The sequence below is a fragment of the Paenibacillus sp. FSL H8-0457 genome (assembly GCF_038051935.1).
Classification (GTDB): Bacteria; Bacillota; Bacilli; order Paenibacillales; family Paenibacillaceae; genus Paenibacillus_AQ; species Paenibacillus_AQ lautus_A.
The window spans coordinates 406,899-421,713 of record NZ_CP150293.1 but is presented as its reverse complement, the minus strand read 5'-3'; the positions used below and the strand labels follow the sequence as shown (position 1 = coordinate 421,713).

Annotated in this window: 3 protein-coding genes; all 3 read right to left on the bottom strand. The window is 55.1% G+C overall.

Annotation, left to right across the window (positions count from 1 at the left end; genetic code table 11):
• Positions 1 to 186 precede the first annotated feature (186 nt).
• Entirely contained in the window at positions 187 to 7,773 is a 7,587-nt protein-coding gene (locus MHI43_RS01830) for a pullulanase (protein ID WP_036664810.1), read from the bottom strand.
• Between the two features lie 398 nt (positions 7,774 to 8,171).
• Positions 8,172 to 10,856: an alpha-L-rhamnosidase gene (locus tag MHI43_RS01825; protein ID WP_036664812.1), complete on the bottom strand. Its 2,685-nt coding sequence runs from the start codon at positions 10,854 to 10,856 to the stop codon at positions 8,172 to 8,174.
• A 48-nt stretch (positions 10,857 to 10,904) separates the two neighbouring features.
• Positions 10,905 to 14,738, bottom strand: coding sequence for a DUF5722 domain-containing protein (locus MHI43_RS01820; RefSeq protein WP_036664814.1), 3,834 nt, complete (start codon positions 14,736 to 14,738; stop codon positions 10,905 to 10,907).
• Positions 14,739 to 14,815: the final 77 nt, after the last annotated feature.

Here is a 14,815-nt window from a genome sequence, read left to right as displayed (position 1 = left end):
GATAGGCCGCCCCGCCGTGTATTCATTTACATTCATGTACGAAAAAGAAGCCTGGTCATGTATCCATGTCCAGGCTCCTTGCGTTTCCGAAAGATTGTTACATTGCGACTCGACCCATGTCATTCCCTCCCGAACCGGCTCTCTAACCCCATTCCAGCGTTGCACGAATCGGTGGGATGGGCGGAATTACTGCAGTCGATCCAACAGATTCAGCATGGCTTGCGCGCTTTCCGCACGGGTGGTTTTGGCTTGAGGCGTAAACATGCCATTGGCATGCCCCTTCATCAAGCCAAGGGCCAAGGCTTCATTCACCTCTTGGAGTGCCCATGAAGAAATTCGCTGCTTATCTTTCAGGTTAGGTGCTCCCTCTAAAGAGGAAGCGTCTCCCTTGGTCTGGTAAGCACGATAAAGCATCACAGCCAGCTCCTCGCGGGTGATGGCCGCGTTCGGCGCGAACGTGTCCTTGCCTCTGCCGTTCACCAGCCCGTGCTGGGAAGCCGCCGCAACCGCCGAAGCATACCAAGCATCGCCGTCCATATCCGTGAAGGTCGTGTCGTCTTGCGTGCTTTCAAGGCCCAGGGCACGAACGAGCATCGCGGCGAACTGCGCGCGTGTCAGCGGCTGATGCGGACTGAATTTCGTATCGCCGGTGCCATTCACAATATGCTTGGCTGCCAGCTCTTTTACCGCTTGCTCAGCCCAATGGCCGGCAAGGTCGGCAAACGATTTGTCGTATTCCAGCACAGCATAGTAGCTCAATTGACTGACTTCAGCCGTCAGCTGCCCGTTTACCGGCTTGCCGCCGGCATATTTCAATGGTCCCAATTCCGAAATGCCGTAGATGCCGGCCAGCTCGCCGTGAATGGCGCTGTCGACGGGAAAAGCAATTGTTACAGGTGCTATGAAATGCTCCAGCTTATATGCCTTGCCGTCTTTCGTACGGACGTTAAGATCTAATTCGTACATCTTGCTGCCCTGCTTCAGTTTAGCCTTCCCGGCAGCAGCTGCTTTGGCTACGAGAGAGGCGGCTGTCTGCGTTCCAACCTCCTTCAGCTTAAACGAGATGACCGCATCCTTAGCCTGCTCGGCCGGTACGAGCTGGCGCAGCGCTTTGAGCAGCGCGGACGGAAGCTGTACCATCACGCCGTCCTGCTTCAGCTCCAGCGGCTTCGCCCCCAGAATATCCCCTGCCGTCAGCGGCAGGAGAACTTCGATATCCTCGGCACCGAGCTGAATCGTTACTTTCTCTTGCCCGCCGCGCAGCGATTCTTCGTTAACGATCCGCTGACCCTGATTTGGCTTCGTTCCCGGATCGTTAGGCGGATTGCCGCCTGCTCCTCCGCTTCCGTTTCCACTGCCGGGGTTGCTGCCGTTGCCGCCGCCTTCAGCTGGCACTGCAGCCAGAATGACGGTACCGCCATCCGACATGGCAGGGAGCGTTAGCGTGACTTTCTGATCGGCCGTTACGTTATACACGCTGCCGCCGTACAAGTCCTTCGCCTTGCTGCCCGCCTTAAACGGCACAGGCAGGACGACTTCTTTCGGTTCGTTCTTCACATGAATCGCGGTAACGATATGCTCTCCGTTATACTGCTTGTCGAATGCGATATAACCATCCGCATTCGAAGCCGCAATGGATGTGCGCGTTCCTTTTGAAAATACTTTCGAGTTTGCCGCTCGAATGTTCAAGAGCTTCTGGTAATGCGTGAGCAGCTTCTTCTCGGCCTCCAGTTGGTCCCATGGCATATCGCCGCGGTTCTCGGAAAATTCGCCGTTTTCCATTTTACCGGCATTCTTACCGGAGCGCCCAAGCTCTTCGCCATAATAGATGACCGGCTGGCCTTTGGATGTAATTTGCAGCGCTGCGGCCGCCATCAGCTTCGCCTTGTCGCCATCCACGTAGTGGGACAGGAAGCCATCCTCGTCATGACTGCTCAGGAATTGCCCCATCATTCGGGTGTTATCCAGCTTCGATTCGCGGTCAGCCAGGTAGGCCTCAACCGATTCCACGCTGCCGTTCACGAATTCCTTGGCCTTTCCTTTGAAACCGAAGTCCAGCAAGCTGTCCATCTGTCCGCTCTGAAGCGTTCCGCCATCGCTGTCAACCGTTGCTCCGAAATATTCGCCAATCATTTTGAAGCTCGGATCGAGGTGGGTCAGCGCATTTTTGAACGCCTTCCATGTCGTTTCATCCACGTGCTTCACTGTATCCACGCGGAAGTAGTCGATCGTGTCCCCGCGGTCGGTTTTGGCACGCTCCAGCCAGCTTGCCTGCCAATCGATGATCTGCTGGCGAACAGCCGGATTCTCCGTTATGAAATCAGGAAGCCCCGCTAGTTCGCCTTTGATCGGATCCGTATCGGCCGACAGACCGTCTGTACGGAGCATATCTTTAAACCGGTCCTTATCTTCCTGCGTGATACCGGGCGCACTGTCTCCCGGCTTCAGACCATATCCCGTATGGTTGACCACGACGTCCACCATAATTTTGATGCCCCGGTCATGCGCCTTGTCGATTAGCTCCTTAAAGGTATCCAGATCGCCCAAATGTTCATCGATCTTCGTAAAATCTTTGGCCCAATAGCCGTGATACGCATATTGCTTGCCGCCGAAGCCTGCACCCTGATTAAAATCGATGTTATCCACAATCGGCGTGATCCACAGCGTGTTCACGCCCAGATCCTCGATGTAATCGAGTTTATCGATCAGTCCTCTGAAATCCCCGCCATGATAGGCTTCCGGGTGATCCTTGTCAACATTCGCATTGTTGGAAGCATCCCCATCCATGAAACGGTCGGTCAGCACAAAATAAATGCGCGCCTCGTCCCAATCGAAATCGAGTTTGCCGCCTGCGATTCTTGGCTTCACCGTTACCGCGGCTTCGCCGGTATGCCTATTGCCGTATTGGTCGACTAGCGTGATTCCAATTTTCTTGCTGCCGGCCGTGACCGTATCTTTTACGGCAATGCTGTGCTCCAGCAGCTCTGTATCAACCTTCGCTCGGGCCGGTCCGCCCAGTTCCGTCAAGTCGACGAACGCTTCCTTGTAAGCAACGGGCTCCGAAGAGGTTACATTCAATTTTAGCACCGCATTTTCATCATAAGAGATGGAACCAGGGGTTACCTTCGCCCCGATGGTCACGGTCGGATCGCGGTAAACCACCTGCGACTTTCCGTTCACCGTGTTTTTCGGATCGGTGACTTCCTTCGTGGTTCCGTTATGATTGACGATAAACGTGTAATCATACGTTCCGGGAGCAACGCCCTTAAGCGTATAACTGAACCATTCCTTGTCAGGAACATAGGCCATCGTTTCCAGCTTCCCGTTAATCTTCACTTTCACGTCAGAGATGCTATCCATCCGGCCGTCCCTGAACAATTGATCGTCCCGATAATGGAACGTAATGTTACCGCCTTCAAGCGTCGGCCCCGCAATGCTCGGCAAAATCCCCAGCTCATGCACCATGCTGGTCACATTCACTTTCGTGAAGGCCTCGCCTGGCTGAAGCGGAATGATCCGGTCATCCGGGATATCCTGTTTGGCCGTATCCCAATTCGTTCCTTTGCGCAGAACGAAACCAACGCCTGTTGTTTCGGGTGCCACCTCAATCTGAACGGTAGCCACGCCATTCTCTATCTTTTCAAAGTCGATCTGATCGTTCTTTACCCCCGTATTCCAAACCCACAAATTCCAATCCGCATAATCCTGATCCGGCCGAATGTAGTTAAGCTGCACATACCGTTTATTGTCCACTACATCGGCTGTAACGGTTACGATAATCTCTTTTTGGAACCCCCGATAGGAAACGGTTATGACCGCCGTTCCTTCCGCGACTCCCTTCACCACGCCTGCGGCCGTTACCGAAGCCACCTGCGGGTTGCTGGATGCATAGGTTGCTTGTTTCGTTACGGCTCGTTTGCTGCCGTCCTCGTATTCAGCGTATACCGCGGTTTGATGCGTCTTACCGGTCTGCAAAGAGTAACTATCTTGATCTACCGATATCGCGCGGAGTACGGCCGCCGCGGCGTCCGCCTTGATCACAACGGCCGTCAGAGGCTCAAGCGTGATCGAGCCGGAGGTTAACGTGAAGCCGGACTTCGCTTTGACGCCGGTCGTGCCGGCTTCATCGTTATCGACCACCACCGTGCCGGAGCTCAGATCTTCGCTTAGCGTAAGCGTTCTCGACTGGTTATCCGCATTAACGAACACATAATAATGGCCGGTTCCGTCCGTCGCTTTATTCTTATATGCAATGACCAGATCCTGCGCCTTTACTTCGGGAATCTGCAGCAGCGTTACGTTCGAATTCACCATCGACTGATCGCCGAGACGGAAAGCGTCGGACGATTTTCTTAACTCGATCAGTCCGGCCGTATATTCCCGCGTCTTGTTATTCTCCGGATATTTGGCTTCATCCGTCGCTTTCTCCCAATCGAACATGTTGATGGCATCGGAGGAGTCGTAGGAATCATGGATGAAATAACCGAAGCGGTTTCCTGCCTCGTCCTCTAATTCATGGTATTTCTGCTCGGGAACCCCTGGGCCCAGCCATTGCTTGGTCCGCCCGTACTCCTGTCCTGCATGGAGGAAAGCCGTTCCTTGCGAGGTCAAGGTGAGCAGGTTGCCCAGGCGAATGCGCTTATGGATCTCCAGATCATTCGCTGCAATCGACGGGTCCTTCTTGATGGACTGCGCAATGATGTCGTATAGCGGCAAATTGTCATGGGCTTCAATGTATTGAACCATGTCACCCGGATCATCTTCCTTCGTGTTGCTCGGCTGCGCCTTGATATTGTTGAAAATGGTTTGGATGTCGCGCGCGCCGCCCGTAATGAATCGCGGCTCGCCTTCGTTGCCGAAGCCGGATTTCAGCTCGTTGCGGAACTCGTCGGAGAAAACGCCGACGTCGTCCGTTTTATCCATCCAATTCTGGTCCGCGCCCTTGCCTGCCAGGGAGGGATCCGACAGATGACCGCCGAACGTGACCCAGCCCTCGCCGATAAACAGCGCTTTCGGGTTGATGGCTGCAGCGGCATCATAGGCTTTCTGCACGGCCTCATAGGTGGCGTCGCCCATCATGTCCCAGCGCATGCCGTCGATTTTGTATTCGTCGAACCAGTATTTCACGGAGTCCACCATCAGCTTCTCGGCCATCTTGTGGTTGGTCGCCAGATTGTTGCCGAAGCCGCCGATGAAATTGCCGTTGGCATCCTGGAAAGCATAATAGTTCGGCACGATATCATTCAAGAAATCCGCCTTGGCCATATGGGTGTAGACCACGTCCAATACGACGCCCATGTCGGCCTCGTGAATGGCGTTGATCATCGCCTTCAATTCTTTGATGCGAAGCTCGGGATCCGTTGGATCCTCGGAGTAAGCACCGTCAGGGGAGAAATAGCTGTGCGGGTCATACCCCCAGTTGTACTCATTGTCTTTGGCCGAATAATCCAGCTCCCTGTTCTTCATGGCCGCTTCGTCACCGTAATACCAAGCCATCACGGGCAGCAGCTGAACATGGGTAACGCCCAGGGACTTGATGTATTCGAGCTTCTCTTTGAACGCGTCGTAGGATCCCCAAGTCGCGTTATGCAGGTCATTCTCAATCGTCGGATCCGACGTGAAATCCCGGACGTGAATCTCCCAGATGATGGCGTCTTCCCGCTGCTCGTAGCCCGGAATGTCCGCAAAATCCAAGCCGGCGGGATCCGTTTGACTCAAATCGACGATCGCGGCTTTGCCGACGGCATCGCCGTCCGGTCCAACTTCGCCCTTGGTATTCACTCTGAATTGCGCCATGGATTTGGCATATGGATCCAGCACGGTTTTCGTCACGCCGTTGTTGGTCACTTCATATTGATAGAAATATCCTCTAAAATCTTGGATGCCGAGGTCTCCCGGCTTCAACCGAACCGACCATACCCCTTTATCGCCCTTTTGGAGGGCGACATTGCCGATAAACTGCGTGGCATCATCCTTGCTGTACACCTTTGCGGTGACTTCGGTCGCCGTCGGTGCCCACAGTTTAAGCTCGGCTCCTCCAGCCTGATAAGTCGCCCCGAGGTCATCGCCGTCGTAAGCGTACATCTCATCCAGCATTCTCCAGCCGGTGGAGGCGGATACGGTTTTTCCGGCGTAAGTTACGCTTAGCGGAATCTGATCCAGCTGAAATGATGCCGATACTTCGATGGTCGTGTTTCCGGTAATCTTCACGTTTTGAATGGCAACCGGATGGCCGTCCTTATTCTTAATCTGCAGCTCATTCTTCAGCGTATCCGCTTCCAAACCATCGGTCATGGTAAATCCGAGCTGGAGCTTTCCGGGAGCCAATACCTCGGCCGAGACCAACCCGGTAGGCACTTCCCCATACGGGGATGTGTAGACGGTGTTGTCGCCTTCTTGAATGAACAAATGCTGGTATCGGTCTACCAGGGTGAAGCCTTTGTCGCCTCCGTCTTTGCCGGCGTCTCCTTTGGCCGCATCCAGCACGAGGAAGTTAATCTTCTGGGCCCCCGGCTTCATTGGAATGTCCACATAAGCGCCATATCGGTCGGTTTGGCCTGAAGGGAACATGGTAGCCCCCGTCGGCCAGTCTTTCGAAGGCGCAGCGACATCGTCGCCCCATAACCATAAACCGTACGGATCATAGTTCTGATCCTGCCGTTGATAGTGGATGCGCACGGTATCCGCCGGCAGGTCAACAGGCTCAAAGCTGTATACCGTATCGGAGCCTTCCTTGAGCCAGACTTCGTTCATGTCCGGCGAGGCTAGGGTGAGTTTCTTGTCGCCGCCGTCTTTATTGCCGCTGATGCGATCGACAACGACGATGCCGACTTTTTGCGCGCCGTCCTTGAGCGGTATGTCGACGAAGGCCCCGTAGGCGTCCTGCTGCCCGCCAGGGAATGGCGTTGCGCCTGCCGGCCAATTGGCGGACGGAGATGCGACGTCATCGAATATCCACAGTCCGACGCTCCCGTAATTCGCGTCAGCCCGGTTGTAATGGACGCGCAGATGGTTAGCCGGCACCGGCGTTCCCGGATCGGCGGGTACCGTGAAATGAGCGGCAACGCCGTGATTGGCCGCATCGTAGCTGAACGTAACCTTAACATCCTGCGGCAGCTGAAGGGCCTCCCGATTAGCGGGGTGAACCGGACTTGCCGCATCGCTGCCCAAAGCGATTTGGTACTCATGATCCCCTTCGTACACGTCGGCCGTCACCGTGTATACATGGTCATAATCGGAATCCTGCATGATTAATCTCGCATCCGCAGGCGACCAGTCGGCCGCTTCGCCGATGCCCGATTGGAAGCTGCCGATCACTCGGGGAAGCTTATCCGCCTCGATCGGAGCGTAGTATGTAGAATCCGCGATCCGGTGGGTCCCATGGTTGTAATAAAAGGTAACCTGGGAATCTTGGGCGAGCGTTATGAGGATGTTGCCATCCTTGTTTGCTCCGCTCGGATTGGAATAGTGGGCGGAGCCGTAATTCTCGTCCCACTTGCCGTCGATCGCGATCTTGTATTCGTACGATCCCGCGGGCAAGCTGCCGGTGAACCTGTATTCTCCGTTCCCCATATCGTTCATGGTTGTCGCGGCGGCAGCCGGATCCCAATCCCCGCTATGGCCTAATTCGGATTGCAGAGTCCCCACCAGCGTAACCTGGCTTGGCGCGCTATTGGCATCGGCCGTTGATGGCGGAATGCCGAGCATGGAGAAAATCAGCGAAACAATCATGATGATGGACCACGTTCGTTTGCTTGAAACCGTCATTCTCATGAAACAAATAACCTCCTTCTGTTCTTGGATTAGGTACAGCTGGTACGATGTTGATGCCAATCATTGCGCAAACGCTTGCATAAACAGGTTTGAGCTTCCATCAAGTAAAGTACGACAATTACTGACAAAAGTTAGAGAATATGTTCGAAATATAGAATGAAACAAAAATAGATGAAAGCGATTACAATGGAAACGTTTGCATCATTTATTGTAGTATCGAGTCTCCTTCTCGTCAACCACATTTTGACCTGTTTTCATCATGAATTTTACGGCTCAAGCGGGTTTTCTCCAGCAGCATCTAGCTCTAACAAATAAAGGGAATCCGTCATCCAGATGACGGATCCCCCTACTAAGGTTTACATGTATGGTATGGTCGGCCGCAAGCATAACGCTGCCTACTAATAGCGAACCGTTAACTCATAACGTCCGGACAGCAGCTCAAGTTCAAGCATGCTATGGTCCAGTCCGCAGCGGACGATGCCGTCCGGCATGCAGCTTGAAGCTGCTCCTCCCCATATCTCAACACCATCGATCAGGAGACCGGTTATGGGGCCGGAGCTCGGTGATGCCAATGCAACGGTGGCGCTCATCGTGCAGGGCAGCTCAAGCCGCATCCGAATGCCGGCTTCGCTGACCCGCTCCCAGCGTACGGCGATCTTGCCTCTTACGGTGGAAACGGAAGCCTCGGCAAAGTCCAGATCCGGCGCGAAAAAGGGGCGAATTCGTGCCGTCGCGAATCCGGGAGCTCCGCTCTGAATCCCGCAGACATACTCCTGCAGCAAGCGGGCGGGATAACCGTTCCATGCATGGCAATGGGACTCGATATCATCCCAGCCTTCCCACATGGTCTCGGCTCCTTGTGCAATCATGTAGCCCCACCCCGGATAATCCGGTTTACTCAGCAAATGGTAGGCCTGATCCTGCAATCCCTCCTCGAACATAAGACGGAGCAGCGGGAGCGACAAGACCGTCTTGCTCTCCCACGGTTTGCCTGCCACGGCCTTCAATGCAGCCCCCCGGTCTTTCTGCGGCAGCAACCCTGCATATAATGCCAACGCATTAACGCCTTGGTGGGTGGCAGTCGATCCCGAGCTGTCATGCAGCAGCTTGCCGGAAGCATCGTACAGCCCATTCAGGACGCTGACTTGCAGCTTCTGGGCATAGGCAGCATACGCTGCGCTGTCATCTGCCCGGTTCAGCAAGGCAGCGGCTTCGGACAGAATGCGCAACGCCTGCCATGCCTTGATCTGCTGCACGGTCAGATGTTCGCCTTCATGCTCAACCGTCGGGTAGGGCCAATCGCTAATATGCCATCCGCGGCCGACCGGAATCAGGCCTGTTGCTGGCGATATCAGCGATAGATAACCCTCGATCATGACCCGGAGCGGTTCATAATATCGCAAGAGCAGCTCCGTATCTCCGCTAAACTGGTAAAGCTTCCACAGCAAGGTCGCATAATGCAGGTCCCATTCCGGGATTTGAATGAAAAAGTCTGGATGCTCGTAGTTCGATGGGAACACAAAAGGGAAGGAGCCGTCTTCCAATTGGCCGTCCGCAAAGTCCTGCAGCGTCTTATCCAATACCGGATAGGCATCGAAGTTATAGAGCAGCGTCTCGGCTTGGAGATCGGTATCCGCGAGATACTGCGCCTGTTCCCGATGCGGGCAATCGACCACCTGGCCCAGCACATTGTTGCGCTGCGTCTGCAGGCAAACGTCGTACAGCTTGTTTAAGAAGTCAGACGAACACCGAAAGTGTCCCGTCCGTGCCATGGCCGTACCCGCTGAGCAAATTCGCAGCTGGCCTTCCTCAATCGGTTGCGGATAGCCGGTAACCTCCACATAACGAAAGGCTTTAAAGCTGAAATCCGGCTGCCAATATTCGATCCCTCCGCGTCCATGCATCGTATACACGTCGTAATAATGATGCGAAGTCTCGTTGCACACTTGATGAACGACCCGCCCGTCGCCATCGAGCGTTTCGGCGTACCGCAGCCGTACCGTGACGCCTGCCATACCGGGCAAGGCCAACTGCGGCCAGCCCGATATGATTTTCCCAGCGTCGAATACCTGAATGAGCCCCTCTTCCCCGTTTACGAACGACGGCGCCGCTGCCACGGATGGAATGATAGACTCCAGCTCTTCCGCCTCAGGGAGCTGCTGCCAATGGAGTGACCATTGCTGTGCGGATGGATGAGCAAGAACAACCGAACTGCAGTGTTCCTCTCCAACATCGGGCTGCAGCCAGTTCAGTTCCAGAATAGCCGCGTCATAGTCCTCTATGGCCGATAAGCGGCGGTTCTGCTGATAAGGAGACCCGATGCGATGCGGAATCTGCCTTAAGGCCTGCCATGTCAGATCCGATACAACCAGCTGCTCCGTCCCGTCCTCATGCTCCACGTGCAGCTGGAGCAGCATTCCCGGGACGCCGTTCACATAGTTCTGGCCGCTTCCGCCCAAATAATGAGCGGCAACGCCGATGCAGTTGGAACCGGTCGACAAGAGGGAGGCTACATCATAAGCCAAATAATATTTGCGGTGAGGCACCCCCGTCGGTGCGGGTGAACCATAGCCTCCAACCCGTTGTCCGTTGACGAACAATTGGAATACATGGTGGGCGGATACGAATATTTTGGCCCGCGCAACGGCTCCCCGGAGATCAAAGGATTTGCGGAAATAGGCAAAATCATTGGGCTTCATCTCCTCGGACCGCCATATCCATTCAGCACTCCAATCGCCGGGAAACAAGCCCGTATCCCAATATGCCGGTACGCTTTCGCTTTCCGTACCCTGACGGTCCCAGACCGTAACCCGCCACCAGTAACGCGTATTGCTCTGCAGCGGCGGACCATCATACAGGAGGCTTAGGCTTTGGCCACTTCGCCTGCCGCTGTCCCACGCCAAATCTTCGTCCCTGTTAGTGAGACCCTCCGCGGAAAGGGACACCCAAACCCTCACTCTGTAAGCCGTGCACGCCTCTCCGCGCCGATCGCTCTCCAGCAGCCAGGAAAAACGGGGAGAAGACACATCCAGCCCCAATGGATTCTCCAGACCATGCACAAGCGGTTTTTGTATCGTAAGCACGTTGCCTCTCCCCTTCCAGACTGTCTATCGGGCGTTAGAATCCATCCATCATGGATTCGATTGATCATGCGGCACGTTCACCTGGGTCACGGCCGCGGTTTCATTGCCGGCTTGATCCGTGACCGTGTAAGTGATCGTGTAGATCCTGCCGGAACCTGCACCCGATCTTGCCGCGCGCAAGCTGAATGAGGTATCCATCGTGCCCAGCTCCGCACCCTGAATATCCTCCGCTTGCAGCTCCTCATTACTTGTAATGGAGGACAGCACGACGGAACCGATATCCGAGCCCGAATCGCTGGCGTCGACGGAAGCCGTGACCTGGACCAGCCTCTTATTAGGCGGCCACAACTTAACCGGATCCGCCGTTACGGTCGCCACGGGCGCGGTCTGGTCGATCTTCAAGGTCAACGACTTGATGGAACCCGGTTCCCCGGCTGGACTCATCGTCCGATAGTCCAGCCCATGAATCCCGTCCGTATTCATGATGATTTCAGAACCGTACGTCTGCCATTCTCCGTCATTCACGCGATACTGAATGCCGTAGCCGTCCGGCATGCCATTCGCTGCGCCGAGCTTCACGGTTACCGGGCTTCGGTACCAGCCGTCGTTGCCGTCCGGCTGCTCCGGTGTCAAAGCGGCGGTAAGCTCTGCCGCCTCCATGCCGTTGGCTAATCCGATGCCGTCCACATGGAAATATCCTCCTTGCCAATGCACCCGACTTGCCGGGACAAGCCCGATTTTAATTTTGGTAATCCGGTCCTTATAGGCCCAATCCCCTAAGTCAACCGCCAGGTTGCTCCACTGCTTCGGCGGAACATTCCCCTCTGCTTCCAGCACATGCTGATCGCTGTACACCTTTACCCGAACGGTATAGGATTCGGCCGTAGGCCCGTTCGAAGGATTGATGCCAAAGAACAGGTAGGGTTTGCCCTCGGCATTCAGCGGCTCGTCGAACCGCTTGGCGATGCCTTTGCTGTCGCCCAGCTGATCTCTGGTCATCACCGTAGCCTTGAGCGTTTGACTGCCGGTCCAGGTGACGGAAGCATCGGTTTCGACGCCGGATACATACTCTGCATGGGTCCAGCCCTCATCGCCGTTCTCAAAATCAAACAGCATTTCCGCGCCCTCCAGCTGCTCCGGAGGAATGACAGCTGCTTGCGCCTTATCCGGTATCTCCCGCCGAGCAAGCATGCCAGCATCGAAGGATGGCGCGATATCCTCCCAGTCGGTGATGCCAATGATCGGCTTCGCGAATTCCGTCACCTCCAGCGAACGTTCCGTATCGATATACTTAAAGACATCATACACCAGCTTGTGCTCCGCAGGGATGCTGGCGCCCCTGCTCGTATCCGGATCATGCGTCCACAATCCGAGATTCAAGCCGTACTCTTCGGCATGGTCCACATGCCGGTGCAGAATGAAGGAGTCGATGCCGTCAAGGAAGTCCGTAATGTAATAGGCGTACGCATAGGCTGCCGCCTGCAGCTGCTGGCCTTCCGGCGAATTGTCGCCGCTGTGGAAGCCCTGCTCGGACAGGATAATCCGGCGCGCCTCATCGCCGTACATGAACTTCGGCTGCTTCATGTAATCAACGAGGACGTGCAGGTTTTTAAACGTAATTTTCGGCGTATCGAACTGCTCGAGCGACTGCGGAGCAACCCAGGCTCTCGGATCGAACAGGTTTTCCGGGTAAGGATGATAAGCGATATGCCACGGAATGTCGCCCGCTGCGGCGATCTCCGACTGAAGCGTATCGATGATCGATCGGCCGTCGAACGAGCCGATCTGCGTGGACGGCAGCTGCTGATCCCAGTTATGCGTCAGTGAGATATACACTCTGGCGTTGCTGTAAAAGCTTTTTACGACGGTATTCGTTATTCTCACGGTCCGGGCATAGTCCTGAACGAATTCCCTGACCGTTTTATCGTTGCCCATATTGTACCAGGTCTCCCCGGCGTCCACCTCGTTGCCAACGATGTAATTGACGGCTCTGCCGTATTTCTCGTCCTCGCGCGAGTAGCGCTCCGCCAGGAAAGCGGTGATGGCTTTATAATATTTCGTTCCTAGCTCATCCGTCGTGTTAAATGCATAGACGATGCCTTCCGTGGCATCCGGATGGAGCAAATACCGGTTAGGCGTGGTATCGTCCATTCCCCCCTTATACATGAGGAGGATCAGGGATACCGTCACTCCGTTATCGGACAAACTCTTGATGGAATTATCCCGCTCCTCGATCCAATCCTTCTTGAAGTAGAAGGTCTCCCCTTCGTAGGAATATTCGAACGTATTGGCCGGATTGACGGCCCCGTTCATGTACAGGGCGTTATTGTAATCCACGTTCAGTGCGGCATGGCTGATGCCGAGGTCCTCCGCATCGCCGACCATCTGCACCTGCAGCCCCTTCTTGCTCTTCGCCACTGGGAACGGATACGTATTCGGCGCAAGTATCTCGGGATTGCTTACGTATTTAGCGCGGTCCAGGAGCTCCAGCGATCCGTCCGGAAGCATGGCCGCGACTGCAAATTTGGATTGCAGGCGGGTACGTCCCTCTTCTCCTGCCAGATCCAGCTCAAACATAAATTGTTCTTGAATCCCCTGTTCGGCAATCGGCTCTCGATTCGCCAGATCCCTCTCGGATTCATAGGGCTGCAGCTCAAACAATTGGAGCTCTCCGCCTTCATAAAGCTCCGCTTCCCCGGGCTTTAATGCGCCCTCGATCACGATCCGATCCCGGGAGGCCGCGATCTCATGCCTCGTAAGCTCCCCGGGGAAAACCTCGATCGGAGCCAGCTGTTTGAATCGGATCTGATCGATGCCGACTTCTCCCGTGCTTGCCCCTCCGTCGCTCAAGAACGTCAACCGGAACTGCTTCAGGCTGCCGCTCCACTCCGGATGCAGCGACAGATTAAATTCCTGTTCAACGGATTGGCTGTTATTCGCTTCGATGTCGAACACCTCCGACTTCGTGTCATCCCAATCGGGGCTTTCCTCCGTAATCCATTCGACCTTCACTTTGTTGAATGGCGACTCGTTCCTCCATTTGACGCTTAATGTATTGTAATGATCGATATCCTGGATGATCACCGGAGATTGCAATACGGGAGCGGCACTTGTCAGTGCCAATCGGAGCTCTCCGCCGGCTGCGTCCACCTCGGCACCTTGAGCGGTAAACCCTTCCGTTTCCCCGTCCACGTTAAAATCCATGCCGATGGCGTTCGAGCCGCTGAGATAATCGATCTGGTAATTGCCGCCCCAGAATTCGTATCCCGGATCGCCCGGCTTCAGTCCGCCGTGATCGAAGTTGAGCATGAACGCGAATTCGATCTTGGTGACGTGGTCCCTCTGGGCCCAATCCTTGACGGACACTGCCACTTTGCTCCAGCTGTTCGGATTGATTTGGGCAATGCTCTCATAGGAATCTTCGCCGCTGAACAGGGTAACCTTGATCAGATAGTCCTCCGTCTGCCACCCGTAGCAATTGGCCGCAAACGTCAGATAGTTCACGCCCGACAAGTCCAGCGGCTGATCAAAAGCCCTGGATACCGTTCTCCATTCATAGGCTTTGACTTCATCCGACCATATTTCGAGCACATGGCTTCCCTCATATGGAGAGTTCGGGCCGTTGGCATAACGGTCGGCGTAGGTGACTTTCTCCGCCCCGGCTCCGCTGGTCCATTTACCCGGCTGGTTTACCGCATCAGACTCGTTAAAATCGTCAATGACAATCGAAGGCGTGTAACCCGTCACGTTCAGCACATGGGGAGATGCCTTTAAATCCGGATCATACGTGCCCGCAAACACGATCCCGGCGGGATACGCTTGCAGGGTGAGCGCCAGCAGGACGGAATACAGCAGCAGCGTCTTAAGCCTCTTCAACTTCATCACGCTTGTTCCTCCTCAAAATGGATTCTGATGATACGGTTGCCGCAGTTTGACGCCATTCACCCCCTTTCCAAACC

Coding starts and splice junctions, on each gene's coding strand:
- MHI43_RS01830 (WP_036664810.1), bottom strand. CDS start 7,773: ATGAGAATGACGGTTTCAAGCAAACGAACGTGGTCCATCATCATGATT.
- MHI43_RS01820 (WP_036664814.1), bottom strand. CDS start 14,738: ATGAAGTTGAAGAGGCTTAAGACGCTGCTGCTGTATTCCGTCCTGCTG.